The sequence below is a fragment of the Methylotetracoccus oryzae genome (assembly GCF_006175985.1).
GTDB lineage: Bacteria > Pseudomonadota > Gammaproteobacteria > Methylococcales > Methylococcaceae > Methylotetracoccus > Methylotetracoccus oryzae.
Genome location: NZ_SRSH01000001.1, coordinates 110,951 through 135,186, shown reverse-complemented (window position 1 = coordinate 135,186; position 24,236 = coordinate 110,951). Strand labels below are relative to the sequence as shown.

At 62.0% G+C, this 24,236-nt stretch carries 24 protein-coding genes and 2 tRNA genes; 21 read left to right on the top strand and 5 right to left on the bottom strand.

Annotated elements, in window-relative coordinates; translation table 11 throughout:
• Positions 1-181: 181 nt before the first annotated feature.
• Complete coding sequence (locus BWR02_RS00625) at positions 182-1,327, top strand: glycosyltransferase family 2 protein (protein ID WP_139556186.1); 1,146 nt, start codon at positions 182-184, stop codon at positions 1,325-1,327.
• A gap of 125 nt (positions 1,328-1,452) precedes the next feature.
• Here BWR02_RS00625 and BWR02_RS00620 read toward each other — a convergent pair whose 3' ends face one another.
• Entirely contained in the window at positions 1,453-2,943 is a 1,491-nt protein-coding gene (locus tag BWR02_RS00620) for an alkaline phosphatase PhoX (protein ID WP_162559955.1), read from the bottom strand.
• Between the two features lie 451 nt (positions 2,944-3,394).
• Between BWR02_RS00620 and BWR02_RS00615 the strand changes: the two genes are divergently transcribed.
• Together BWR02_RS00615 and BWR02_RS00610 are read left to right on the top strand one after the other, a co-directional pair.
• On the top strand, positions 3,395-3,799 hold the full coding sequence (locus tag BWR02_RS00615) for a hypothetical protein (protein ID WP_139555847.1): 405 nt from the start codon (positions 3,395-3,397) through the stop codon (positions 3,797-3,799).
• Between the two features lie 193 nt (positions 3,800-3,992).
• Positions 3,993-4,069 (top strand) — tRNA-Arg (locus tag BWR02_RS00610).
• A gap of 286 nt (positions 4,070-4,355) precedes the next feature.
• Here the strand turns inward: BWR02_RS00610 and BWR02_RS00605 are convergent.
• On the bottom strand, positions 4,356-4,772 hold the full coding sequence (locus tag BWR02_RS00605) for a septal ring lytic transglycosylase RlpA family protein (protein ID WP_236101789.1): 417 nt from the start codon (positions 4,770-4,772) through the stop codon (positions 4,356-4,358).
• A gap of 243 nt (positions 4,773-5,015) precedes the next feature.
• Between BWR02_RS00605 and BWR02_RS00600 the strand changes: the two genes are divergently transcribed.
• The 11 genes from BWR02_RS00600 (at position 5,016) to epsI (ending at position 14,073) form a co-directional block, all read left to right on the top strand.
• On the top strand, positions 5,016-6,029 hold the full coding sequence (locus BWR02_RS00600) for a KpsF/GutQ family sugar-phosphate isomerase (protein WP_328591495.1): 1,014 nt from the start codon (positions 5,016-5,018) through the stop codon (positions 6,027-6,029).
• A 43-nt stretch (positions 6,030-6,072) separates the two neighbouring features.
• Positions 6,073-6,639 (top strand): KdsC family phosphatase, encoded by a 567-nt coding sequence (locus BWR02_RS00595; RefSeq protein WP_139555846.1) that lies wholly within the window; start codon positions 6,073-6,075, stop codon positions 6,637-6,639.
• A gap of 44 nt (positions 6,640-6,683) precedes the next feature.
• On the top strand, positions 6,684-7,280 hold the full coding sequence (gene lptC, locus BWR02_RS00590) for an LPS export ABC transporter periplasmic protein LptC (RefSeq protein ID WP_162559954.1): 597 nt from the start codon (positions 6,684-6,686) through the stop codon (positions 7,278-7,280).
• A 9-nt stretch (positions 7,281-7,289) separates the two neighbouring features.
• The gene (lptA, locus tag BWR02_RS00585; protein ID WP_236101787.1) at positions 7,290-7,799 is read left to right on the top strand and encodes a lipopolysaccharide transport periplasmic protein LptA; all 510 of its coding nucleotides are present in this window, start codon (positions 7,290-7,292) and stop codon (positions 7,797-7,799) included.
• Positions 7,800-7,811: 12 nt separating this feature from the next.
• Complete coding sequence (gene lptB / locus BWR02_RS00580) at positions 7,812-8,537, top strand: LPS export ABC transporter ATP-binding protein (protein WP_129882598.1); 726 nt, start codon at positions 7,812-7,814, stop codon at positions 8,535-8,537.
• Between the two features lie 144 nt (positions 8,538-8,681).
• Positions 8,682-10,139 (top strand): RNA polymerase factor sigma-54, encoded by a 1,458-nt coding sequence (locus BWR02_RS00575; RefSeq protein WP_139555844.1) that lies wholly within the window; start codon positions 8,682-8,684, stop codon positions 10,137-10,139.
• Between the two features lie 38 nt (positions 10,140-10,177).
• Positions 10,178-10,474: a ribosome hibernation-promoting factor, HPF/YfiA family gene (hpf, locus tag BWR02_RS00570; RefSeq protein WP_139555843.1), complete on the top strand. Its 297-nt coding sequence runs from the start codon at positions 10,178-10,180 to the stop codon at positions 10,472-10,474.
• An 85-nt stretch (positions 10,475-10,559) separates the two neighbouring features.
• Positions 10,560-11,432: an RNase adapter RapZ gene (rapZ, locus tag BWR02_RS00565; RefSeq protein ID WP_139555842.1), complete on the top strand. Its 873-nt coding sequence runs from the start codon at positions 10,560-10,562 to the stop codon at positions 11,430-11,432.
• 138 nt (positions 11,433-11,570) lie between these two features.
• Positions 11,571-12,464 (top strand): chain length determinant protein tyrosine kinase EpsG, encoded by an 894-nt coding sequence (epsG, locus tag BWR02_RS00560; protein ID WP_201276082.1) that lies wholly within the window; start codon positions 11,571-11,573, stop codon positions 12,462-12,464.
• Positions 12,465-12,502: 38 nt separating this feature from the next.
• A complete protein-coding gene (xrtB, locus tag BWR02_RS00555; RefSeq protein ID WP_139555841.1) occupies positions 12,503-13,393 on the top strand; it encodes an exosortase B in 891 nt (296 codons plus the stop codon).
• Entirely contained in the window at positions 13,393-14,073 is a 681-nt protein-coding gene (gene epsI, locus BWR02_RS00550; protein WP_162559953.1) for an exosortase-associated protein EpsI, B-type, read from the top strand. Before xrtB ends, epsI begins: the two co-directional genes overlap by 1 nt.
• A 70-nt stretch (positions 14,074-14,143) precedes the next feature.
• Here epsI and mtaB read toward each other — a convergent pair whose 3' ends face one another.
• Both mtaB and BWR02_RS00540 read right to left on the bottom strand, forming a co-directional pair.
• Entirely contained in the window at positions 14,144-15,469 is a 1,326-nt protein-coding gene (mtaB, locus tag BWR02_RS00545) for a tRNA (N(6)-L-threonylcarbamoyladenosine(37)-C(2))-methylthiotransferase MtaB (RefSeq protein ID WP_139555839.1), read from the bottom strand.
• A 46-nt stretch (positions 15,470-15,515) separates the two neighbouring features.
• Positions 15,516-16,700 carry a pyridoxal phosphate-dependent aminotransferase gene (locus tag BWR02_RS00540; protein WP_139555838.1) on the bottom strand — a complete coding sequence of 395 codons (1,185 nt, stop codon included), beginning with the start codon at positions 16,698-16,700 and terminating at the stop codon, positions 15,516-15,518.
• Between the two features lie 186 nt (positions 16,701-16,886).
• Here BWR02_RS00540 and uvrB point away from each other — a divergent pair, with 186 nt between their 5' ends.
• Positions 16,887-18,938 (top strand): excinuclease ABC subunit UvrB, encoded by a 2,052-nt coding sequence (uvrB, locus tag BWR02_RS00535; RefSeq protein WP_139555837.1) that lies wholly within the window; start codon positions 16,887-16,889, stop codon positions 18,936-18,938.
• Positions 18,939-18,979: 41 nt separating this feature from the next.
• Here the strand turns inward: uvrB and BWR02_RS00530 are convergent, their stop codons facing one another.
• On the bottom strand, positions 18,980-19,687 hold the full coding sequence (locus BWR02_RS00530; protein WP_139555836.1) for a glutamine amidotransferase: 708 nt from the start codon (positions 19,685-19,687) through the stop codon (positions 18,980-18,982).
• 169 nt (positions 19,688-19,856) lie between these two features.
• Here BWR02_RS00530 and BWR02_RS00525 point away from each other — a divergent pair.
• The 6 genes from BWR02_RS00525 (at position 19,857) to pheS (ending at position 24,221) form a co-directional block, all read left to right on the top strand.
• A tRNA-Val gene (locus BWR02_RS00525) sits at positions 19,857-19,933 on the top strand.
• 88 nt (positions 19,934-20,021) lie between these two features.
• Positions 20,022-21,944, top strand: coding sequence for a threonine--tRNA ligase (thrS, locus tag BWR02_RS00520; protein ID WP_139555835.1), 1,923 nt, complete (start codon positions 20,022-20,024; stop codon positions 21,942-21,944).
• A gap of 13 nt (positions 21,945-21,957) precedes the next feature.
• Positions 21,958-22,491, top strand: a complete 534-nt coding sequence (gene infC / locus BWR02_RS00515) for a translation initiation factor IF-3 (protein ID WP_268921372.1) — start codon at positions 21,958-21,960, stop codon at positions 22,489-22,491.
• Positions 22,492-22,519: 28 nt separating this feature from the next.
• The gene (rpmI, locus tag BWR02_RS00510) at positions 22,520-22,717 is read left to right on the top strand and encodes a 50S ribosomal protein L35 (protein WP_129882586.1); all 198 of its coding nucleotides are present in this window, start codon (positions 22,520-22,522) and stop codon (positions 22,715-22,717) included.
• A gap of 36 nt (positions 22,718-22,753) precedes the next feature.
• On the top strand, positions 22,754-23,101 hold the full coding sequence (rplT, locus tag BWR02_RS00505; protein WP_129882585.1) for a 50S ribosomal protein L20: 348 nt from the start codon (positions 22,754-22,756) through the stop codon (positions 23,099-23,101).
• A gap of 121 nt (positions 23,102-23,222) precedes the next feature.
• Positions 23,223-24,221, top strand: a complete 999-nt coding sequence (gene pheS / locus BWR02_RS00500) for a phenylalanine--tRNA ligase subunit alpha (RefSeq protein WP_407941045.1) — start codon at positions 23,223-23,225, stop codon at positions 24,219-24,221.
• Positions 24,222-24,236 lie beyond the last annotated feature (15 nt).

Genomic DNA, 24,236 nt, shown 5'->3' with positions numbered 1-24,236 from the left:
CTCGCGCATCGGGCGCGGGGTACGTGGATGATGTGGGCGGCTGTCGCCCTGCGGTGAGTCGCCGACGCCAAGCGTTCTCCTGCCCGGTCCTGTGATCTTCCCCTTCCGGTCGCTCCATGTTGCGTCGACAGACTTGACGGTGCGATGACCAATCCGATTATCCGATGGAGTTTTTGACTTGATGCTGGTGGATAGCGACGAGCTGAGCGCCGAGGGCAGCCGCATTGAACTCGCCGCAGACGGGCCCGAGTTCTCGATCGTAGTCCCGACCTATAAGGAAAGGGCGAACGTCGCCGAACTGGTAGCGAGGCTCAGGCGCGTGCTGGCCGGGATCCACTGGGAAGTCATCTTCGTGGATGACGATTCGCCCGACGGGACCGCCGATGCGGTACGGGAACTCGGCCGTGTCGACCGGCGTGTGCGCTGTCTGCAGCGAGTCGGGCGGCGTGGACTGTCGTCGGCTTGCGTCGAGGGTATGCTGGCCAGTTCTGCGCCCTACGTCGCGGTCATGGACGCCGATCTGCAGCACGACGAAAGCCTGTTGCCCGACATGCTGCGTGCGCTGCGTACGGGCGACGTGGATGTCGTGGTCGGCAGCCGTTATGTCGCGGGCGGTGGCGTGGGCAACTGGGACGCCTCCCGACTCCGGAAAAGCCGGTTCGCCACCCGGCTGGCCCGCTTTGCGGTCAAGGTGCCTCTTAGCGACCCCATGAGCGGGTTCTTCGCGCTGCGTAGCGAGGTCCTGCATGACACCGTGCGCCACCTATCGGCCATCGGCTTCAAGATTCTGCTGGATATTCTCGCGTCATCGGCGCAAGGCCTGCGCGTCCGTGAACTGCCCTATCAGTTCAGAGAGCGGATCGCGGGCGAGAGCAAGCTGGATTCCAAGGTCGCTTGGGATTATCTGATGCTGATTCTCGACAAGACGCTCGGGCGATTCATACCCGTGCGCTTCGTCGTGTTCATGATGGTCGGGGGGTTGGGCGTGTTCGTGCATCTTGCCGTGTTGACCTCGATGTTCAAGCTGGCGGGAAGCAGCTTCCTGTCGGGGCAAAGTGTGGCGACCCTGGTGGCGATGACGTTCAACTTCATCGTCAACAACGTGTTCACGTACCGCGACCGCCGACTGTCGGGTTGGGGCTGGCTCTGGGGTTGGATCACCTTCGTGCTGGCTTGCAGCGTCGGAGCCCTGGCCAACGTCGGAATCGCGACCTATCTCTTTCAGGAAGAGAAAGCCTTCTGGGTGCTGTCGGCCATCGCGGGCATCGTGGTGGGTGCGGTCTGGAACTATGCCGTCACGTCGATTTACACGTGGAAGTCGACATAGCGCCATGCCGCCCTGTTCAGAGGGGGTGTCTCCCGTTCCGGGCTTGGCGACGGTAGTCGGGACCGAGATGGCCGGGAGCCGCGTTTCCTGCGTCCCCGGCCGCCGCGGCCTAAACTGGCCCGAGCTTAGGGTGAGGTCATCTTGAACCCGCTGATCTCGAGTACGTCGTCAGTGCCGTACCCGTCTACCAGCGGCATGTTGTCGTCGGCGGAATGTTGTATCGACACGTAGGCCTTGGTGCCATCAGCGCTGAAGAAGAATCCGGTCGGCTCGGCTGAGGCGTCGACCACCGACAACATGCGCACGCAGCCATCGCTCTTGTTGTCCCGGTCGCGTCCGTCCCTCAGGCAGGCCCAGACATCGCCATTGGGATTGTCCTCGATAACGTAGACGTTGCCAGTGACCGGCTGGAATGCGAGGTTGTCTGGCTGATTCAGTTGACGGTCTCCTTCCAGGAGGCGCTGGGTCGTGACTTTCGAATCGGCGGCTGAGGAATCGACATCTTCGGCACACATCACCTCACCGTAATGGGCGTTGTCCGCGCGACCGGTATTCGTCCAGCAAAAGCGAACGCCGTTGGGCATTGACTTGCGCGCTACGTAAAGCGGATCGCTGTGCAGGTCTTCCGGTCGGTAGTAACCAGTGGCTCCGGCCTTCGCGGCGTCAACGGGTGCATTGCTGGCGCTGACCGGGACCCAGCTCCCGCTACCGACCTCACAGCCCTGCCCGTACTGTACGCCGCTTTCGAGGCAGGACAGGCGCATGGCATAGTTGTTCCCCGAAACCAGGGGCGAATCGCTGAGGGCGTTGATCCGTTCCGCACCGGTGCGAGGGGTGGTGGGCACGAACTTGTACATCGCGCCGCCGTCGGAATCTGCGATCTTGTTGCCGCCGGCATCCTCCCGGTCGCCCGGTCGCAATTCATCGCCGAAATAGACGACGCCGTTCGGATACACCTGGAGACCTTCCCAACGCAGCTTCGCCAAAGCCGGGCGCTTGGCGATTCGCGTTTCTACCGCGTCGTCCGCCTTGACGATGGTTCCGGTGGTGCGATCGGTGATCGTCGAATCGTTGATGAGCGTGGGGCGAATGATCTCGTAGGCACCGCCGTCATCGGTTTCTTCCGTGGCCAGGATGCTTCCCCAGGGCGTTAGCCGTATGCCGTCGCAACCCTCCATGCCGCGCAGAATGGTGTCGACCTTGCCGTCCGACAGCCGAATGCGTTGCACGGAAGGATTCTTGAGGCCGTTTCCGAGCGTTTCTAGACCGCCTTCGACGCAACTGATGATATGCGTCGGGGCATCGTCGCTGGGCCAGAAGGCCATCATGTCGGTGCTATCGGCGGCAGACCGCGTCAGGTAGCGGGCGGATAATCCATCGGCCAGGGTGATCAGGCTGGATGCGGCTTGGCCGGGATCTCGGGAAGGCGTGTCCTCCCCGTTCGGATCGACGGCAGATTTTGCCAGGGGCGCTTCGACGCCGAAGTAATTAAGGCTGGCGTTGCCGAGCATGCGCTGGACGCGCAGACCGAAGTCTGGGCTGTTGCCGGCCGCGAAAGCAAAGCTAGAAGTTAGGGCCAGCGCGGACGTGATCGCTTGTCGTAGCATCAAACTCATGGTGTTTCCCATTAGAAATTCAGCTTGGGTTTGCATCGCGCATAGGCGATGGCCGAGAGGGTCTCGGCGGCGCGACGATATACGGCGGATGTGTCGTGCTACTTACGGTAGCGTTACCGTTGCGGTTCGTAGATGGAGATTGCGCCGTGAGTTCGCCGTCAAGCACCTAGCGCGGCCGACAAGCGGCCGTGTGATCACACCAGCGGAGTTGCCGGGCGGGAGTTCTCTGCGCTGTTTCGGCTTAGGCAGTCCTGCCCATAGACTGGATTCTGCGACGGTCGTAGGGTGTTGAAGGGCGGGGGCGAATCGGCCGTCGCACCGCGGCGGTGCGGAGTTCGCTGGACACACGGCCATGACTCAACTAAACGGCCTGCCCCGTGAGCGGCGATAAAGGGCCGACGAGAGAGTCACTGACAACGGCTTGACAGCGTTTTGAACGGAGAAGCGTGCCATGAAGAACGTGCTAACCCCTGCTATCAGCACAATGCTGCTGGTCTGCAGTATGCCCTCGGCCGCGGCATCCCTGCTTGCCGTCGGGGGAGTCCATGGTGGATCCTCGCAGGTCAAGGCTTACTGTTACGTGTTCAACGCTAGCGGAACGAGTATCACCTTTGGTGCTCGCAGAATCCTCGATCAGTCGGGAACCGACGTAACCCTCCCGACTCAGGAAGGGCACTGCGGTCATTTCAATTTGCCCCTGGGGCCGAACAAGACGTGTCTCGTCAGCGGCGACATCGGAGGCGGTTCCGTCTATGCCTGCAAGATCTGGATCAACGAGGCAAAAGCGCTGGTACGAGGCAATCTGGATCTCCGGGACAGCGCCAACAAGGTGCTGGTCAGTTCGCCATTACGGTGAGTTGGCAGGGTCCTTCATATCAGGGGCTCACCAAGGATGCCACTCACGGCCGGGGAGGGGATCAAGGCTCTCGTCCTTGTGGAGCGTGCCCGCGAGACCTGTTCGGCGAGGCGTCTCGGTCGCCTGCAATCGCCAGACGGAATCGAGCCCAGGTGACGCGCGCCGGCGGTGTCCGTAGAATAGAGCGGCAGAAGCGCCTGTAGCTCAGTTGGATAGAGTATCTGGCTTCGAACCAGGTGGTCGGGGGTTCGAGTCCCTCCGGGCGCGCCAACTCTTTAGGTTCTCTGGGGCGGAGATAATTGCAAGCCCCGCTTTTGGAATCTGCCCCGTCTTTGTGCCGGGGCGTCCCGTTTCGCTGGGGTGTCCTTGAAGGAGGGAGCGTATCGCCAGTTCGCTTCCGGAGCTCGCCCTCACGGGGCGGGGTGGCGCTTACTGGCGATCCGCTTCAGGTCACGGTAACGGCACGCTGCCGTTGCGGAGCGTGCTAGTCGAGTAACATCGCCGAAAACTTCGGTCATATCCAAGGTTTTCCGATGTTAGAGGTTCCGTCTATCCCTCAGGACGGTTCGTTTCCAGATTCCGATCTGCCCCAACGCAGGACTTCCACCTTTACACGGGCCAGGCCAGCGTGCAAAAAGCCCAGCTCCGTGGCGGCGCGCTTGGATAGGTCGAGAACGCGTCCGCGCGGCAACGGGCCTCGATCGTTTACGCGTACCTCGACGCTACGGTCGTTGCCAAGGTTCGTCACCCGCAGAATGGAACCCAACGGATAGCGCGAATGCACGGTTGCGGCTGTGAGGTCGTGCATGTTGTAGCGTTCGCCGCTGGCAGTTTTCCGGCCGTGGAAGCGTTCTGCGTAGAACGACGCCGTGCCTACTGCGGTCTGATGCGCCGAAGCCAGGGAGCTTATTGTTTGTGCTCCAAAAAAAACCAATAAAAATAAAAATTTAAACTTTTTTGTTGACAAAGCCACGCGGGCCTCCTTCGGTTGGCGGAAAAGCCTCCGCGACCCCATGATAAGCAACAGATATGATTTGTCAAACTTCCCCCGCGTTTGCTTATTACCGGGCCTCACATCCGCGTCCAGCACGACGCGCCTCCTCGCGGTGCACAGCGCCTCATCGATGCCGTTCCGAGGAGTTCATCAATACCTCTGAGGCACTTCAGGATGAGTGTGACGGGTACAGCCGGGAATGTTCATGGCATAATTATTGAAATGAGCAAACCATCGGCTGCTACTCTGGCTGCAATCAAGTCATCCGCTGACGACACCTTCCTTGCCATGGGGCGGCGGGTGATTGCGATCGAGGCCGAAGCGGTGGCGGCGCTTGAGGCGCGCATCGATAGGCAATTCGCTCATGCCTGCCGCCTTTTGATGGAGTGTGCCGGACGCATCGTCGTGACAGGCATGGGAAAGTCAGGGCATGTGGGCGGCAAGATTGCGGCGACCCTGGCCAGCACGGGCAGTCCCGCCTTTTTCGTTCATCCGGGCGAAGCCTGCCATGGGGATCTGGGCATGATCACCGCCGCGGACGTCGTGCTGGCGCTATCGAATTCGGGCTGCACCGAGGAGTTACTGACCATCCTTCCTTTGATCAAGCGTCTGGGTGTCCCTCTGGTGGCCATTACCGGCAACCCAGGGTCGACGCTGGCCCGCGAGGCAGATGCCCACATCGATGCGAGTGTCAGGGTCGAGGCCTGCCCGCTCGGTCTGGCGCCAACCTCGAGTTCGACCGCGGCACTGGTGATTGGCGATGCCTTGGCGGTTGCGCTATTGGAAGCCCGCGGGTTCACCCAGGAAGACTTCGCCTTGTCCCATCCGGGCGGCAGCCTTGGCCGGCGCCTGTTGCTACGTGTTCGCGACGTCATGCATCAGGGCGATGAGATCCCGGTGGTTCCGCCCACCGTAGCGGTCAGCGACGCCGTGTTGGAAATGACCGCCAAGAAGCTGGGCATGACGGCGGTGGCCGACGCCGACGACCGGGTTTGCGGCATTTTCACGGATGGCGATTTGCGTCGACTTTTTGAAAAGGCTCATGACATTCATGCCACACCGATCGCCGACGTCATGACGCGGGGTTGCCGTACGCTGGGCCCCGATGTGCTTGCCGCGGAAGCACTGCGCCTGATGCAGGAACTGTCCATCAATGCCTTGCTGATCGTTGATCCGGAACACCGCCTAATGGGAGCCTTGAACATGCATGACCTGCTGCGTGCCGGAGTGATGTAGCTACCTGCGACCCGACTGAACGCCTTTGCCGAGCCCTGCTTCTATGCACAGTCTTCCCCCGCCTCTGCCACCCATCGCGCTTGACGTCGCTCCCGACGTGGTGGCGCGGGCGGCGAAGGTCCGGCTCGTGGTCTTCGATGTCGACGGGGTTCTGACCGATGGCAAACTCTTTTTCGATGAACAGGGGAGGGAGTACAAGGCCTTCCATGCGCGGGATGGCCATGGTCTGAAGCTGTTGCGATCGACCGGGGTCGAGACCGCGGTGATTTCCGGGCGCAAGTCCGAGTCGGTGTCGCGGCGTATGGAAAACCTCGGGATCGATCGTGTCTTTCAGGGTATCGAGGACAAGCTGCCGGTCCTGCAGGTTCTCTGTGCACAGCAGGCGCTGTCCCTCGATCAGGTGGCCTATGTCGGCGACGACTTATTGGATCTGGCGGTCATGCGGAGGGTGGGGCTTGGCATTGCCGTGGCCGATGCGCATTTCACGCTGCTTGCCATCGCGCACTGGCAGACGCGGCAAACCGGCGGGCACGGAGCGGTGCGCGAGGTCTGTGATCTCGTCATGTATGCGCAAGGGACTTTGCCTGGGGTGATCGAGCGCTACGCATGAAGCTCCCGACGTCCGCGTCGCCGCGGAGCGTGTTGCTGTATGGGGTGCTGCTGCTGATCGTCGGCGGCACGGGCTGGCTGGCCCAGCGGTTGACGCCACCCGCCGAGCCGATCGAACCTAAGCCCAAGGGCACGGTCGACTATTATGCGGTAAACCTGCTGCGCACCATTGCCGACGAAGCGGGGAAGACCAAGAATATCCTGTACGCCGAAAGGCTGACGCATTATGACAACGATGACCATTCGGAGCTGGAAAAGCCGGTGCTGACGATGTTCTCCGGAGACGGGCCGCCCTGGGTCGTACACGGGGAACAGGGCACCGTGTCGTCTCGCGGCAGCGAGGTCTTTCTCAAGGGGCCGGTGCTGGTTCTGCGTGATGCCGACCGCAATGGACGCACGGTCCGGGCGGAAGCCTCCAACGTCAAGATCCTGCCCGACGAGGAGTATGGTGAAACGGACGATTTCGTGCAGATCGTAAGCCCCCCCGACGAGTTGTCGGGCGTGGGCATGCAGGCACATTTCGGAAAGGCTTTCAAGGTGACGGTGCTGTCGTCGGTGCGACGCAGGCACGACGTGGTCCGCGCGCCCGACGCGCGGCCGCGACGCAAGGTGCGGCCGCAGCAGGCCGGGAAAAGAAAATAGGCTGAGCTTATGTTGACGATTCGGGTCTTGCGTCGTGTTTGTTTGATGCTGGGGACAGGGGCGCTGTGGATGACCCCGGCACTGGCGTTGGACAGCGACTCCAGCCAGCCTATCTTCATCGAGGCCAATCAGGCGACGTTCGACGAGACGACCGGGGAGACCGTCTACATCGGCGATGTTCAGGCTACGCAGGGTAGTCTGGTCGTGAACTCCGATCAGATGACCGTGTACCAGAAGGATTCAAAGACTGACAAGGTCGTCGCGGTAGGCCGTCCGGTCCGCCTGAAACAGACGCCAGAGGGGGGCGGCGAGGAACTGAATGGGGTCTCCCAGCGGATGGAATACTTTCCGGAAACCGGCATTCTGATTCTGCTCGAGCGGGCCGTGGTGACCCAGGGCACAATGACGACGGAGAGCGATCGGATCGAGTACGACAGTGCGAAGGGCGTCGCTAAAGCGGGCAGCCCCGCATCCGCGAGCAAGCGCGTCCATGTGACGCTGCAGCCGAAAGACAAATAGTGTGAATGACCGATGACCGTACTGTCCGCCGTCAATCTGTGCAAGGATTACCACAAACGGAAGGTGGTGGACGGCGTCAGCCTCTCCATACAGTCCGGGGAGATTGTCGGCCTGCTGGGCCCGAACGGCGCCGGCAAGACGACCAGCTTCTACATGATCGTCGGCCTGATCCGGCCGGACAGCGGCGGCATCGCGATCGATGAGGCAAACGTGACTCACCTGCCGATGCATGCCAGAGCTCGGCTCGGCATTGGTTATCTGCCGCAGGAACCGTCGATCTTTCGGCGGCTGACCGTCCGTCAGAATCTGCGTGCGGTGCTCGAATTGCGCGACGAACTGACGAATGGCCAGCGAGAGTTGATCATCGAAGAATTGCTCGAGGAATTCGCCATCGGACACCTTCATGCGCAAAAGGCGATGGGACTCTCGGGCGGCGAGCGGCGACGTGTGGAGATCGCTCGCGCCTTGGCGTGCGAGCCGCGCTTCATGTTGCTCGACGAGCCCTTTGCCGGTGTCGACCCCATCTCGATCATCGACATCCAGAAAATCATCAATCACCTGAAGGATCGGGGTATTGGGATTCTGATCACCGAGCACAATGTTCGGGAAACCCTGGGAATTTGCGACCGCGCCTATATCCTGGCCGGTGGCCGTGTGATCGCTGAGGGGGACAGCGAGCAGATTGTCGCTAATCCCGAAGTGCGCCAGGTGTATCTGGGTGAAAATTTCTCAATGTAGGCGCGGTGGCATGACGGCGAACTTTGACGGGTGGTGCTCAGGTGGGGCGAGGCGATGTCATCGCCTGGTCCGGCGACGCGCCGAGAGCCTCGGGCAAGGTCGTCCAGCAGTAGACTTTTTCGCTCAGCGCGATTCGATTGCCCAATGAAACAAAGCCTCCAACTCCGTCTGGGCCAGCAGCTGGCGATGACGCCCCAGCTGCAACAGGCCATCAAGCTGCTGCAGTTGTCGACCCTCGAACTGCATCAGGAGATCCAGCAGGCTCTGGACTCCAACATGATGCTCGAGGCGGCAGAGGATGACGGTGCCTTTCCGGAGTCGTCCGACACCGTTCCCGTGGAGTCGGCCACGACGGATTTTCAGGAGCTGCCTGACCTCGACAAAGCCTCCGATATTCCTCAGGAGTTGCCGATCGACTCCTCCTGGGATGAGGTCTATGAAGGACTGCAGTCCTACTCCAACTCGCTCCCCGACAGCGATGGCGACGATTTCGTCTTCCAGCGGGCTCAACCACAGAGCTTGCGGGATCATCTTGGCTGGCAACTCGACATGCTGCCGTTGAGCGAGCGAGACCATGCCATCGGCCTTGCCATCGTCGATGCGGTCAACGATGAGGGTTACCTGAGCAGCCCGATCAACGACATCGTGCAGTCTCTGCAGACACAGCTGGACGGACTGGACCCGGAGGAAGTCACCGCGGTCCTGCATCTGGTTCAGAACCTCGACCCGGCGGGCGTGGCCGCAGCCGATCTGGCCGATTGCCTTGCCATCCAGCTTCGTCAGCTGCCCGAGGCGACGCCACATCGCAAAAAGGCCTTGGAGTTGGTCCAGCACTATCTCGAGGTGCTCGGCAAAAAGGATCTGGCGCGTCTGAAGCGGGTTCTGGACGTCAACGATGCCCAGTTGGCGGAAATCGTCGCGCTGATCCGCACGCTCGAGCCCAAACCGGGGCGCCTGGTCCAGACTGGGGAATCGCAGTATGTCGTTCCCGACGTCTTCGTGTCGAAGGTCGGATCGCAATGGGTGGTGAACCTGAACCCGGATATCGCGCCGAAGCTCCGGATCAACCCGTTCTACTCGGGCATGGTGCGCCGGGCCGACAGCAGTGCCGACAATGTCGCCATGAAGAATCACCTGCAGGAAGCACGCTGGTTCATCAAGAGTCTGCACAGTCGCAATGAAACCTTGCTGAAGGTCGCGCGCTCCATCGTCGAGCACCAGAAGGACTTTCTCGAGCAGGGACCCATGGCCATGAAGCCGTTGGTACTGCGGGATGTGGCCGAGGAGGTTGGCATGCACGAGTCGACGATCTCGCGGGTCACCACGCAGAAGTACATGCACACTGCGAACGGCATATTCGAGTTCAAGTATTTTTTTTCCAGCCACGTGTCGACGAATGCTGGCGGCGAGTGTTCGGCGACGGCCATAAAGGCGCATCTGCGCGCCATCGTCGATGCCGAGAACCCGGAAAAGCCCCTGAGCGATCACGCCATAGCGGATATCTTCAAGCAAAAGGGTATCAACGTGGCACGCCGCACGATCGCCAAGTACCGGGAGGCGCTGGCCATACCGCCTTCCAACGAGCGCAGGCAGGTGATCTGAACGCCTGCCCACATCACGACACCTTAAGGAAGACAGCCATGCAAATCAGTATCACCGGCCACCATGTGAACCTCACTGACGCGTTGCGCGCGTACGTGTCCGAGAAACTCAGCCGCATCGAACGTCATTTCGACCACGTGATCGACGTGCATGTCGTTCTGACCGTCGAGAAGCTGGAGCAGAAAGCCGAAGCGACCGTACAACTCAACGGTGCGAAGATCCATGCCGAGGACGTGCAGGAGGACCTCTATGCGGCGATCGATGGCTTGATCGACAAGCTGGATCGCCAGGTCCTGCGCCACAAGGAAAAGACCCAGCTCGTCAATCGGGGCTGATTCGCAGGCGGCGTCAAACGGCGGCAAGCTCGGCTGTTCAGGTGGCGCAGTGGCCGAAAGTGCGACTTACCCACGGGGGGATGACATGAAGCTGGTCGTTGTCAGCGGACTCTCCGGTTCCGGCAAGAGCGTTGCGCTGGAAACGCTGGAGGACTGCGGCTTCTACTGCATCGATAATCTGCCCGTCACGCTGCTGGAGTCTTTCCTGACGCAGGCGGTCGCATCTTCACAAGACGCCTTCCGGCGCACGGCGATCAGTATCGATGCCCGCAGTCAGCAGGTCAGCCTCGACCAGTTTCCGGGCAGTCTGGAACTGGCCAGGCAACTCGGCATCGATGCCCGGGTTTTATTTCTCAAGGCGGAAGACGGCGCCTTGCTGAAGCGCTTCAGCGAAACGCGCCGCAAGCATCCGCTGACGGGTTCGGGACTGCCGCTAGGGGAGGCGATCGTGTTCGAGCGCGAATTGCTCGAGCCGGTATCCTGTCGTGCGGATGTCGTGATTGACACGACGCATACGAACGTACGGCAATTGCGGGAACTGGTGCGGGCACGCTTCGATACCGACCGGAAGCCGCTCATGTCACTCTATTTCCTGTCTTTCGGTTTCAAGCATGGCGTGCCGCTCGACGCGGACTTTCTGTTCGACGTGCGCTGTCTGCCCAACCCTTATTGGGAGCCCACCTTGCGTGCCATGACAGGCAAGGACGTTGCCGTGGCCGAGTTTCTATCGAACAGCAGCGATGTGAACGGGTATCTCGACGATCTGACGGGGTTTCTGAGCCGTTGGATACCCCGTTTCCAGGCCGAGAACCGGAGTTATCTGACGATCGCCATCGGCTGTACGGGGGGGCAGCACCGATCCGTCTACGTTGCCGAAACGCTGGCCCGCCGCTTCGAATCCGGCGCCTGGGACGTTCTCGTCAGACACCGCGAGGTCGGCGATACGCAGGTCCTGTAACGCCCCCGGCGGCCGTGCAGTGGTTACAGAAGACGAGCCCTGCCATCATCGGTCCGTGCCCCGAAGTCCAGCGACTCGGGCATTTCTGGTATTCTAGCGGCGCTCGTCACGTATCTCTCATAACTCAGGCCTGGACCGATGACCAAAGAAAGGACGATGAATCTTCCGTCGGCCGACGACGTGAGCGAACCCGGATACAATCTGTCGCTGGGTGCAATCCTGATCGAGACGGGCCGTCTGTCGCCCGAGGATCTCGACCGCATTCGCGACGTTCAGGAGGACCAGGGACTCGAATTCGGCGAGGCCGGCATCGCGATTGGGGTGCTGACGCCCGAAGATATCCAGTACGCGCTGGCGAGACAATTCAATTACCCCTATCTCGCGCGCGAATCCAGCTTATTGTCACCCGAACTGGTCGCGGCGTTCGAACCGTACGGCCAGCGTGCCGAAGCCTTGCGGGCACTTCGCAGCCACATCATGCTGCGGTGGTTCACCGGCGAGCCGGGTCACCGGGCGCTGGTCATCGTCAGTCCGGCGCGAGGTGAGGGGCGCAGCGTGCTCGCTGCAAATCTCGCGATTGTCTTTTGCCAGGTGGGCGAGAAGACCCTGTTGATCGACGCGGACATGCGTCATCCGCGTCAGCATGACCTCTTTCAGCTGGACCCCTCGGTCGGATTGTCATCGGTATTGTCGGGGCGCGCTTCATGGAATGACGCCATCCGCCACATACCTGATCTGGTTGACCTGTGGGTCCTGCCGGCTGGTCCCAAGCCGCCCAATCCGCAGGAACTGCTGGCCCGCGGCGCTTTCAACAAGCGTATCAACGAACTGCGTGAAGACTACGATGTGATCATTCTCGACACACCCGAGGCTGAGGGCATCGCCGACGTACATATCGTCGCGGCGGCGGCCGGAGCGGCTCTGGTTATCGCCAAGAAGGGCAAGACCAGTTTGTCGGGCGTTGGCAACGTCGCTGAGACGCTCCGCCAAGTGGGGGTCAACGTGCTCGGGTCAGTGCTGATCGACGCTTGATCGGGTGTTTTCCCGCGGGTAGTCCTGCACGTGGTGACATGACTGCTTCAATGGAGCAACGGCGCTGGCTTGACAGCCCGTCTTGGCCCTACCTGCTGGTATTTTTGTGTGTCGCGGTACTCTACGTACCGGTTTACATCGGCCTCGCCCAGGACGTGTGGCCGATAGAGGACGATTTTCACGGCCCGATCATTCTCGCCGTTTGCCTGTGGTTGGCATGGCAGCGATGGCGTGATTTCGCCACGGCCCTAGCCGATGACGCTGCCGGACGTGTGATTGGCTGGGTGGCGCTCGCCGTCGGTCTGATGCTCTATGCCCTGGGCCGCTCGCAGGACATCTACATGCTGAGTCTGGGGTCGCAGTTGCTGGTGTTTCCCGGTGCGATCCTGGCGATCCGTGGTTGGCCGTCGTTGCGGACGGTCTGGTTTCCTATCTTCTTTCTGTTGTTTCTGATTCCGCTCCCGGATTTTGTCATCAGTGGGCTCACCGGCCCGCTGAAGCAGCTGGTCTCGGTGATCGCGGAGAACCTGCTCTACGCCGTTGGATATCCGATTGCGCGCAGCGGGGTGATTCTCAGCGTTGGACCCTACGAGTTGCTCGTGGCCGATGCCTGTTCGGGCCTGAATTCCATCTTTACGCTGGTGGCGCTGACGGCGCTCTACCTGTACCTGATGCGTTACCGCAGTCTGTCCTACAACTTGATGCTGCTAGCCTGCGCCGTGCCGATCGCGATTGCCGCCAACGTGGTCCGTGTGGTCGTGCTGGTCCTCGTGACTTATCACTTTGGCGACGAGGCCGGGCAGGGTTTCGTGCATTCCTTTGCCGGTCTGTTGTTGTTCGCCGTTGCGTTGAGCTTGGTGATGGCCCTGGACGGAGTGCTGATGCCGGTGGCGCGGCGGTTAGGTTTCAACCTCGGCCACAGAGCATGATGTCGGGTCCGCGCGCCAGGGCCGTAGTCGTTGCGCTGCTGATGATCGCCAGCGTCGCGGCCTCGTCGGCGCTGCGACCGAGAGCGATCCCGGCCGTCAACGCGATCGATCTGGCGGCCACCATTCCTGCGGCCTTCGGCGACTGGCGCGAGGATCCCAGCATTCTGCCGGTCGTGCCGGAGCCCAATGCGCAGGCCGAGTTGGAGCGGATTTATTCGCAAACGATCGCGCGCTCGTACGTCGCGTCCGACGGCCGGCAGGTGATGCTGTCGATCGCTTACGGTGCGGCCCAAAGCGACAGCCTGCGCCTGCATGAACCCAAGGTCTGTTATCGGGCTCAGGGCTTCGCAGTGGTTGAGCCGTTCAAGGCGACGCTGAAGACCCTGGCCGGGGATTTGCCGGTCATGCGCTTCGTTGCCCGCAAGTCTCTCCGCAACGAGCCCGTGACGTACTGGATGGTCATTGGTGGCCGGCTGGTCCAGTCCGGCTGGGACGCGAAGCTGGTCCGGCTGCACTTTGCACTGTCCGGAGTCGTGCCGGACGGCTTTCTGGTGCGGGTATCGAGTATCGACAACGACAACGAAGGTGCCTTCGAAATTGAGCAACGCTTCGTCGACGACTTGCTGAAGGCGCTCGACGGCGCGGCGCGGGCTCGTATTTTCGGTCAACCTGCCGGGTGAGTGCGCACAACGGGTGGTGCGAACGGATGGGGTTTTCGTTCCCGTTCGTAGCCCGCGACCGCGCCGGCCATCAGGCCGGGGGTGTTCGCCGATCAGCGGCCGGAATGCTGCGTCCAAGGAGTGTGTCCCGCTGTGGATCGGTGCCGGTGATCTCCACGGTCATGATCCGGCTCCCGGCTGTCGGCGGTGGAAATGTTTCGACTCCCACCCGCAGGTAGTTCGGCGAATAACCAGACAGGCTCCGGATTTCATCGGCGCCCGCCTTCTTGAGGTCACCCTCGATCAACACCTCCACGCGCTGCCCGACGCAGCGTGCCTGAAAGGCACGGCGCGCCTCCATCGCCGCCTCCCGCAGGCTCAGGGCCCGTGCCTTCTGCGTTTCCGGGGGGACGGCGCCAGGCAGCTCGGCTGCCTTGGTGCCCTCGCGCGGCGAGTAGGGGAAGATGTGCACGTGGCCGAAGCCGCAGTCGCGGATGAAGGCCAGGCTTGCCTCCCATTCCTGATCGGTTTCGCCGGGAAAGCCCACGATGACGTCGGTCGTGATGTTGAGCTCCGGAATGGCCGCGCGCGCCTGGTCGACAAGCCGCCGGTAGTCCCTGGTTTTGCAGCGGCGAGCCATACGACGCAGCGTCGCGTCGCAGCCGCTCTGCAGTGGCAGGTGCAGGTGTGGCATCAGTCGTGGGCTGCGCCACAACTCAAGGAAGGCCTCGGGCAAATCCCAGGGCTCGATCGAGCCGAAGCGAAGGCGCGGGATCGCAGTCCGGTCCAGCACCGTGCGCACGAGTTGGTCCAAGCCTTGACCGAGGTCGCTGCCGTAGCCGCCGAGGTGGACTCCCGTCAGTACGACCTCCTCGACTCCGCTCGCGTGCAGCGTATTGATCTCGTCGACCACGTCGGCGGGTGGCCGGCTGCGTTCCGCGCCGCGCGCGACCGTGACGATGCAAAAGGTGCAGCGGTAGCGGCAGCCGTCCTGCACCTTGACGAAGGCACGGTGGCGGTTGACCGGCAAGAGCAGCGAACCCTGGTCCGGATCGGCAGCCATGGCCGGCATCGTGGCGACAGCCAACTCCTGTTCTACCCGCTCCAGCAGCCGATCCTTCTCGCTATTGGCGACCACGAGATCGACACCCAGGGCGGCCGCTGCCGACGGGCTCAGCGTCGCGTAGCACCCGCTCAGGACGAGCTTGGCTGCGGGGTGTTCGCGGTGGATCCGTCGGAGCAGGCCGCGTGACTTGCGCACCGCTTCCTGCGTGACGGCGCAGGAGTTCAGAACGACCAGTTCGGGATTCTCGGATGGCGGCACGACCTGATGTCCCGCCGCGCGAAACTCTCGGGACCACCGCTCGATTTCCGCTTCGTTGACGCGACAGCCGAGTGTTTGCAGGGCGACTCGCATGCGCGCGGGTTAGGTCCGGTGGTTCGCTATCCGATGGGGCAAGGTTTCACGCCAGTGCCGTCCGGAGCCGGTCGACGGCTTTCTCGAGATTCCCCATGCTGGTTGCGATGGACAGGCGCATGTGTCCCGGCGCGCCAAAGGCCGAGCCCGGCACGGCTGCCACGCCCGCCTGCTCGATCAGGTACTCCGCGAGCTGGAGATCATCGGCAACCGCCGGCATCCGGTCGATGACGCCCTGGAAACTCGGCAGCACGTAGAAGGTGCCGTCGGTCCCCAGGCAGTCGACGCCCGGGATCTGGTTCAGCGAGCTGACGACGAAGTCGTGGCGCAGTTTGAAGGCCGACACCATGGTTTCGATGAAACTTTGGTCGCCGTTCAGCGCGGCTTCGGCCGCGACCTGTGAGATCGAGGTCGGGTTCGATGTGCTCTGCGACTGGATATTCGTCATCGCCTCGATCAGGGGCTTCGGTCCGGCCGCATAGCCGATGCGCCAGCCGGTCATCGAATAGGCCTTGGACACGCCGTTCAGGACCATGGTCCTGTCGGCCAGCGCCGGGCAGACATTCAGGATGTTCCTGAATGGGCCGCGACTCCACAGAATGTGCTCGTACATGTCGTCGGTTGCGATGACCACCTGCGGATGGCGAAGCAGGACGTCGGCCAGGGCCTTCAGTTCGCTCTCGCTGTAGTTCATGCCGGTCGGATTCGACGGGCTGTTGATCACGAACAGGCGGGTGCGCGGGGTCAGCGCACTCTCGAGCTGGTTCGCGGTGATCTTGAATTGTTGCTCCTGTCCGGCCGTGACGATCACCGGCGTGGCGCCTGCCAGCATGACCATGTCGGGGTAAGATACCCAGTAGGGTGCCGGGATAACCACTTCGTCGCCGGGGTTCAGCAGCGCTTGCGCGAGGTTGTAGAAGCTCTGCTTGCCGCCGCACGACACGAGGATCTGGTTCGTCGGGTATTCGAGCGCGTTTTCGCGGCTGAACTTGGCGGCGATGGCCTTCTTGAGGCCCGCCGTGCCGTCGACCGCGGTGTATTTGGTGAAGCCGTCGCGTATGGCCTTGATCGCCGCTTCCTTGATGTGCTCCGGCGTGTCGAAGTCCGGCTCGCCGGCGCCTAGGCCGACGATGTCCTTGCCGGCGGCCTTCATGGCGGCGGCGCGTGCGGTGACGGCGAGTGTCGGGGAGGGCTTGATGGCTTGAACGCGATCGGAAAGACGGATGCTCATGGGGTAGGCTCGAAGCTGGAAGTCAGACAGTTGAACAAAGCGCCCGCCCGGATGGGCGGAATGGAAAGCCTTGCGTAGCGAGGGGGACCGCGTCGCGGTGATGCCCGATACGAAACACAATCGAAACAGGGATTTCCACAGCCGGCTTTGTCTCGCGATGCGGCTGAAACCTTGAAAAAGCCAGATATGATAACCGATCAAACCAGCAATCTGTATCCGCTGAAAGATAAGAAACTGCGCCTTAACAGCAGCTTCGCGCCTGCGGGCGATCAGCCCGAGGCCATCCGGCGGCTCGTGGAGGGGCTCGCCGACGGGGAGGTCCACCAGACCTTGCTGGGTGTCACCGGGTCGGGCAAGACCTTCACGATGGCCAATGTCATCGCGGCAGTGCAGCGCCCGGCGCTGATTCTGGCGCCGAACAAGACCCTGGCAGCGCAGTTGTACGGGGAGATGAAGGAGTTCTTTCCGGAGAACTCCGTCGAGTACTTCGTCTCGTATTACGACTATTACCAGCCCGAAGCTTACGTGCCGTCGTCCGACACCTATATCGAGAAGGACGCGTCGCTCAATGAGCACATCGAGCAGATGCGGCTGTCGGCGACCAAGGCGCTGCTGGAACGACGCGACACGGTCATCGTGGCGACCGTCTCGGCCATCTACGGCCTCGGCGAACCGGCCTCGTATTTTGCGATGGTCTTGCATCTGGTTCGCGGCGACATGATCAGCCAGCGCCAGATGTTGATGCGCCTCGCCGAGCTGCAGTACACCCGCAACGAGACCGAGTTGCGACGCGGTACGTTCCGTGTGCGAGGCGACGTGATCGACATCCACCCGGCGGAAAGCGAGAAGGAAGCCCTGCGGGTCGAGTTGTTCGATGACGAGATCGAGCGCCTGTCGCTGTTCGATCCGCTAACGGGGGAGGTGCTGAGCCGTATTGCCCGCTATACGGTCTACCCGAAGACCCATTACGTTACGCCGCGCGAGAAGATTGTCGCCGCCGTCGAGGAAATCAAGGTCGAGCTGAAGGAGCGACTCGAACAGCTGTATTCAATGAACAAGCTCGTCGAGGCGCAGCGACTCGAGCAACGGACGCTGTTCGATATCGAGATCATGCTGGAGGTTGGCTATTGTCCCGGCATCGAGAACTACTCCCGGTATCTTTCGGGGCGGGCCGCGGGCGACTCGCCGCCGACGCTGTTCGATTACCTGCCGCCCGATGCACTGCTGTTCATCGACGAAAGCCACGTGACGATCCCGCAGATCGGCGCGATGTTCCGCGGTGACCGCTCCCGAAAGGAAACGCTGGTCGAATACGGTTTTCGCCTCCCGTCGGCGCTGGACAACCGGCCGCTGCGGTTCGAGGAGTTTGAACTGCGCTCGCCGCAGCGCATCTACATCTCGGCCACGCCGGGTCCCTATGAGCAGACACACTCGGGCGTCGTGGTCGAGCAGGTCGTGCGGCCGACGGGTCTGGTGGATCCCGAGGTCGAGGTGCGGCCGGCTACGACGCAGGTCGATGATCTGCTGTCCGAGGTTCGTGAGCGCGTCGGGCGGAAGGAGCGCGTGCTGGTGACGACGCTGACCAAGCGCATGGCAGAGGACCTGACCGAGTATCTGCTCGAACATGGCGTTGCCGTGCGTTATCTGCATTCCGACATCGATACGGTGGAGCGGGTCGAGATCATTCGCGACCTGCGCCTCGGCGTTTTCGATGTGCTGGTCGGTATCAACCTGCTGCGGGAGGGGCTGGATATTCCGGAGGTTTCGCTGGTCGCGATACTGGATGCAGACAAGGAGGGTTTCCTGCGCTCGACCGTATCGCTCATTCAGACGATTGGCCGGGCTGCACGCAACCTCACCGGCAAGGCGATCCTCTATGCCGACCGGATGACGGGATCCATGGAACGGGCGATCGAGGAAACCGAACGGCGTCGGTGCAAGCAACGCAGCTACAACGAACTCCATGGGCTGACGCCGCGCGGCATCAGCAAGGCCGTCACCGATATCCTGGAGGTGCCGATCCCGGGCGTGGGGTTTGCGCGGAACAGCAAACCTGGCCGCAAGCGCGTGGCCGAGACGCCGGCCGAATACGCGCCGATGGCGCCGAAGGAAGCGGCGCGGCTTATCAAACAGCTCGAGGACAAGATGTATGCCCATGCGCGGGATTTGGAGTTCGAGGAAGCGGCGCGGCTGAGAGACCAGATCCAGCAGATCCGATCCGTGTCCTTCGAGGCTTGAAGTCGGCTGCGGTCCGCCCGGTCGTTCTCCGGAGGGCGAGCTTAGCTGCCATCGGCCAGCCAGGCCTGCCAGAAAGTCGCCGCCGCCTGGGCGAGGCGCGGTGCCTTGACAGCGCCTTCGGCCCTCATTGCCGCCGGATCCAGACCGGCCTGAGACAGTTCGCAGGCATGGCCGATATACCAGCGCTCGAGGCCGGTGCGGGTGACTTCCGGGTGGAACTGCAGCGCCAGCGTCCGCTTGCCCCAGCCGAAGGCTTGGTTCTGGTACAGGGTGCTTGCGGCGAGGTGCGTCGCCCCGTCCGGTAGATCAAAGGTGTCGCCGTGCCAATGCAGTACCTCGACGCCGTCGGCGATGAGATCCGCCAGGGGAGAAGCAGCGGTGAGGTCGGACCCGGGATGGAGTGTCGACCAGCCGATTTCCTTGCCCCGTGCGCCGGGATAGACGCGGGCGCCGAGCGCAGCGGCAATCAGTTGCGCGCCGAGACAAATGCCCAGCGTGGGGCGGTCGGCCGCGAGGCGTCGCTCGAGCAGTCGCAGCTCATCGGCAAGAAATGGGTAGGCATGCTCTTCGTAAACCCCGATCGGGCCGCCCAGCACGATCAAAAGGTCCGGGCCGGCCGCATCGAAAGAGGCCAGATCGTCGAGCCCGGCTTCGGAATAGTCCACGGTAAAGCCCGCAGCGGCGAGCGCGGGGGCCAGATTGCCGAGGTCTTCGAAGGGGACGTGGCGAATGACGTGGGCTGTTTTCATCGCGATGAGGTCGGTGAGCGAGTGGGATTCGGTACATTTAACATGATTTTTCGCACTACGGTCCTGTGAAAGGGCGGAAGCAAGGTGGCTGCCCCGTCGCATCTCGATGGGCTTGACCCGAGGTCTGAATTCCCGGTACTATGCGCGCTTGCCCTGTTACGGGCAGTGCAGGCGCGTAGCTCAGTTGGTTAGAGCACCACCTTGACATGGTGGGGGTCGTTGGTTCGAGTCCAATCGCGCCTACCAAATGGCTGCAGGAAACAGGCATCGCTCGGCGATGCTTTTTTGTTTCTCGCGGCACGAATTCTCATCACACCTCAGGCTAGAGCGGATCATGCCCGTCATCACGCTGCCGGACGGTTCGCGCCGGGAATTCCCCGGCGTCGTCAGTGTCATGCAGGTCGCCGAATCGATCGGTGTGGGACTGGCTCGGGCTGCTCTCGCGGGCCGGGTTGATGGTCGTCTGGTCGATACCTCGCACCTCATCGAGCAGGACGCCGAGGTGGCGATCATCACGGCCAAACAGCCGGAAGGTCTGGAGATCATCCGTCACTCGACGGCGCATCTCCTGGCGGAGGCGGTCAAGTCGCTGTATCCGTCGGCTCAGGTCACGATCGGTCCCGTGGTCGAGGACGGATTCTATTACGATTTCGCGTTCGAACGCCCATTTACGCCTGAAGACCTCGAGGCGATTGAGCGGAAGATGGCGGAGTTGTCCGCGGCAGCGCTGCCGGTCGCGCGCTCGGTCATGCCCAGGGACGAGGCAGTCGAGTACTTCAGCGGACTGGGTGAGCGCTACAAGGCGGAGATCATTCGGGAGATTCCGGCAGGGGAGGTCATCTCTCTGTACGCCCAGGGTGACTTCGTCGATCTGTGTCGCGGTCCGCACGTGCCGCACACGGGGCATTTAAAGGCGTTCAAACTGATGCGGGTTGCCGGCGCCTATTGGCGCGGCGATTCCCGGAACGAGATGCTCCAGCGGATCTACGGTACGGCATGGTCGGACAAGAAAAGTCTCGACGACTACCTGCATCGGCTGGAAGAGGCCGAGAAGCGCGATCACCGCAAGCTCGGTAAGCAGTTGGGGCTGTTCCATCTGCAGGAAGAGGCGCCCGGCATGGTGTTCTGGCATCCGAACGGCTGGACGCTGTGGCAGGCGGTGGAGCAGTACATGCGCGACGTGTTTCGCGACAACGGCTACCAGGAGATTCGGACGCCGCAGGTGGTGTCGCGCAGTCTCTGGGAGAAGTCGGGTCACTGGGATAAATTCGCCGACGAGATGTTCACGACCCAGGCGGATGAGCGCGACTATGCGATCAAGCCGATGAACTGCCCGTGCCACGTGCAGGTCTACAACCAGGGTTTGAAGAGCTACCGCGACCTGCCGCTGCGACTGGCCGAGTTCGGCTCCTGTCACCGCAACGAATTGTCCGGCGTGTTGCACGGCGTCATGCGGCTGCGCTCGTTCACGCAAGACGATGCCCATATCTTCTGCTCGGACGACCAGATTCAGCCGGAAGTGTCGCTGTTCATCGACCTGCTGTTCCGAGTGTACGCGGACTTCGGATTCGATCAGGTGTTGATCAAGCTGTCGACGCGTCCGGAAAAGCGGGTGGGCTCCGACGAAGTGTGGGACAAGGCCGAGGCGGCCCTGGCGCAGGCGCTCGATGCCAAAGGTCTCGAGTGGCAGCTGCAGCCGGGTGAGGGCGCGTTCTACGGGCCAAAGATCGAGTTCTCGCTCAAGGACTGCCTCGGGCGAATCTGGCAATGCGGCACGATACAGGTGGACTTCTCGATGCCGGAGCGCCTGGGTGCCGTCTACGTGGCCGAGGACAGCTCGCGCCGGACGCCGGTGATGCTGCATCGGGCGATCCTTGGTTCGATGGAGCGCTTCCTCGGAATCTTGATCGAGCATCACGCGGGTTTCTTCCCCTTCTGGCTCGCGCCGGTGCAGGCGGTGGTCATGAATATCACCGACCGTCAGGCCGATTATGCGCGCCGCGTGGTCGAAACGCTGGCAGTTCAAGGCTTTCGGGTCCGGGTGGACTTGAGAAATGAGAAGATCGGCTTTAAAATCCGCGATCACTCGATGCAACGGGTCCCGTATTTGCTTGTCGTCGGGCCCAAAGAGGAAGAGTCTGAAACGGTCTCCGTCCGCACTCAGAATGGCGCCGATCTCGGTGCCCTGGTCCTGAGCGACTTGGCTGAACGGTTCAGAAAAGAGGCGGCCGACAAACGCGGACCGTCCGGAGAATGACAGCGCTGGAGGAATAAGTATCACTGCCCACGATAAAAAGGATCCGCGCCTGAACGAACAGATCACGGCGCCGATGGTGCGTCTGATCGATGCGGAAGGCAACCAGGCCGGTGTCGTGCCGGTACGGCAGGCCCAGCAGATTGCCTACGACGCCGAGTTGGATCTGGTCGAAATTTCCCCCACCGCAGACCCTCCGGTTTGCCGGGTCATGGATTTCGGGAAATTCCGTTTCGAGCAGAACAAGAAGCTGGCGGCGGCGAAGAAAAAGCAGAAGCTGATTCACGTCAAGGAAGTCAAGTTCCGTCCCGGAACCGACGAGGGCGACTATCAGATCAAGCTTCGGAACCTGACCCGATTTCTGACCGAGGGTGACAAGGCCAAGGTGACCTGCCGCTTCCGCGGCCGGGAGCTGGCCCATCGCGAGTTGGGAATGGAGTTGCTGCAACGGGTCGAGAACGACCTGGTGGAATATGCAACGGTCGAGCAGCATCCGAAGATGGAAGGGAAGCAGATGATCATGACGCTGGCGCCGAAAAAGAAAAAGTAAGCTACCGAAAACGATTGAGAGACCGATCATGCCCAAAATGAAGACGAATCGCGGCGCGGCGAAGCGTTTCAAGCGGACTGCCTCCGGCAGTTTCAAATGCAACCATTCGCACCGTCGGCACATCCTGACCAAGAAGACGACCAAGCGGAAGCGGCAGTTGCGGAAGGCGTATACGATTCACGCCTCCGACAGCAAGTCTGCAGCCCGTCTCCTGCCGTACAGTTGACCCGTTATTTTCGAAGCGAATTTGTGAGGAGGCGGTATGCCTAGAGTCAAGCGCGGAGTCACCGCGAGAGCCAGACACAAGAAGGTCCTGAAGGCGGCCAAGGGTTACTACGGTGCCCGCAGCCGCGTTTATCGCGTCGCCAAACAGGCGGTCATCAAGGCCGGTCAATACGCGTATCGCGACCGCCGTCAGCGCAAGCGGCAATTCCGTGCTCTGTGGATCACCCGCATCAACGCCGCCGCGCGTGAATGCGGACTGTCATACAGCCGTTTCATGGATGGCTTGAAGAAGGCTTCGGTCGACATGGACCGCAAAGTGCTGGCTGACATCGCCGTGCACGACAAGACCGCCTTCGCGGAGTTGGCGCGCATCGCCCAAGGCTGACCGTCCTTCTTCCTCGCGCAGCGGGTGAACGTGCTGACGTTCGCCCCGCCCGCGCTTCCTTCTCGATTCATTCAGACCCCCAGAGAGCAGGGCGGTGTATCCATCCCTCGATGATCTCTACCTGCAGGCCCGGCAGTCGCTGGAGTCGGCCGAATCCCTAGGCGCGCTGGAGCAGATCCGGGTTCAGTACCTCGGCAAGAAGGGGCTGCTGACCGAGCGTCTGAAGGGCCTCGGTCAGGCGACCGACGTCGAGCGGCGCGATCTGGGGCGACAGCTCAACGAAATCCGCGACCGCCTGCACAGCGACCTGGAGAACGCCCGCGAGGCGCTCGAACAGCGTGAACTCGCAGCGCGGCTCCGCAGCGAGCGGATCGATGTATCTCTGCCTGGGCGGGGCAGCGAGACAGGCGGTCTGCACCCGGTCACGTTGACGATGCGGCGGATCTCGCGGCTTTTCCGCAGTGTCGGCTTCGAGGTCCATGAGGGGCCGGAGGTCGAGGACGATTATCACAACTTCGAGGCCCTGAATATCCCCGCGCATCATCCGGCCCGGGCGATGCACGATACCTTTTATTTTGATGCGCACACGCTGCTGCGCACCCATACGTCGCCGGTGCAGATCCGTGTGATGGAGTCGAACCAGCCGCCGCTGCGAGTGATCGCGCCGGGGCGCGTCTACCGCTGCGACTCGGACCTGACCCACACGCCGATGTTTCATCAGGTCGAGGGGTTCTGGGTCGACGAACAGACCAGTTTTGCCGACCTCAAAGGTATCCTGTACGAATTCCTGAGCCTGTTTTTCGAGCGGCAGATCGACATCCGCTTCCGCCCATCCTATTTTCCCTTCACCGAGCCCTCGGCCGAGGTCGATATCGGCTGCGTCATGTGCGACGGCACCGGTTGCCGTGTCTGCGGCGAGAGCGGCTGGCTGGAGGTCATGGGCTGCGGGATGATCCATCCCCGGGTGTTCGACTTCGTCGGCATCGATCACGAGCGTTATACCGGCTTCGCCTTTGGGCTGGGTGTCGAGCGTCTGGCCATGCTGCGTTACGGGATCAACGACCTGCGCCTGTTCTTCGAGAACGATCTGAGGTTCCTTCGACAGTTTCCGCCGTTCTAGCGGCGTTGGCAGCAG

What these genes read in the sequence shown, in the direction of transcription:
- BWR02_RS00530 (WP_139555836.1), bottom strand. Translation starts at nt 19,687, where the DNA reads ATGAAAACAGCCCACGTCATTCGCCACGTCCCCTTCGAAGACCTCGGC.
- BWR02_RS00595 (WP_139555846.1), top strand. Translation starts at nt 6,073, where the DNA reads ATGCACAGTCTTCCCCCGCCTCTGCCACCCATCGCGCTTGACGTCGCT.
- rpmI (WP_129882586.1), top strand. Translation starts at nt 22,520, where the DNA reads ATGCCCAAAATGAAGACGAATCGCGGCGCGGCGAAGCGTTTCAAGCGG.
- epsG (WP_201276082.1), top strand. Translation starts at nt 11,571, where the DNA reads ATGACCAAAGAAAGGACGATGAATCTTCCGTCGGCCGACGACGTGAGC.
- lptA (WP_236101787.1), top strand. Translation starts at nt 7,290, where the DNA reads ATGTTGACGATTCGGGTCTTGCGTCGTGTTTGTTTGATGCTGGGGACA.
- BWR02_RS00625 (WP_139556186.1), top strand. Translation starts at nt 182, where the DNA reads ATGCTGGTGGATAGCGACGAGCTGAGCGCCGAGGGCAGCCGCATTGAA.
- BWR02_RS00600 (WP_328591495.1), top strand. Translation starts at nt 5,016, where the DNA reads ATGAGCAAACCATCGGCTGCTACTCTGGCTGCAATCAAGTCATCCGCT.
- lptB (WP_129882598.1), top strand. Translation starts at nt 7,812, where the DNA reads ATGACCGTACTGTCCGCCGTCAATCTGTGCAAGGATTACCACAAACGG.
- mtaB (WP_139555839.1), bottom strand. Translation starts at nt 15,469, where the DNA reads ATGCGAGTCGCCCTGCAAACACTCGGCTGTCGCGTCAACGAAGCGGAA.
- BWR02_RS00575 (WP_139555844.1), top strand. Translation starts at nt 8,682, where the DNA reads ATGAAACAAAGCCTCCAACTCCGTCTGGGCCAGCAGCTGGCGATGACG.
- hpf (WP_139555843.1), top strand. Translation starts at nt 10,178, where the DNA reads ATGCAAATCAGTATCACCGGCCACCATGTGAACCTCACTGACGCGTTG.
- BWR02_RS00540 (WP_139555838.1), bottom strand. Translation starts at nt 16,700, where the DNA reads ATGAGCATCCGTCTTTCCGATCGCGTTCAAGCCATCAAGCCCTCCCCG.
- BWR02_RS00615 (WP_139555847.1), top strand. Translation starts at nt 3,395, where the DNA reads ATGAAGAACGTGCTAACCCCTGCTATCAGCACAATGCTGCTGGTCTGC.
- epsI (WP_162559953.1), top strand. Translation starts at nt 13,393, where the DNA reads ATGTCGGGTCCGCGCGCCAGGGCCGTAGTCGTTGCGCTGCTGATGATC.
- thrS (WP_139555835.1), top strand. Translation starts at nt 20,022, where the DNA reads ATGCCCGTCATCACGCTGCCGGACGGTTCGCGCCGGGAATTCCCCGGC.
- BWR02_RS00620 (WP_162559955.1), bottom strand. Translation starts at nt 2,943, where the DNA reads ATGAGTTTGATGCTACGACAAGCGATCACGTCCGCGCTGGCCCTAACT.
- rplT (WP_129882585.1), top strand. Translation starts at nt 22,754, where the DNA reads ATGCCTAGAGTCAAGCGCGGAGTCACCGCGAGAGCCAGACACAAGAAG.
- xrtB (WP_139555841.1), top strand. Translation starts at nt 12,503, where the DNA reads ATGACTGCTTCAATGGAGCAACGGCGCTGGCTTGACAGCCCGTCTTGG.
- uvrB (WP_139555837.1), top strand. Translation starts at nt 16,887, where the DNA reads ATGATAACCGATCAAACCAGCAATCTGTATCCGCTGAAAGATAAGAAA.
- rapZ (WP_139555842.1), top strand. Translation starts at nt 10,560, where the DNA reads ATGAAGCTGGTCGTTGTCAGCGGACTCTCCGGTTCCGGCAAGAGCGTT.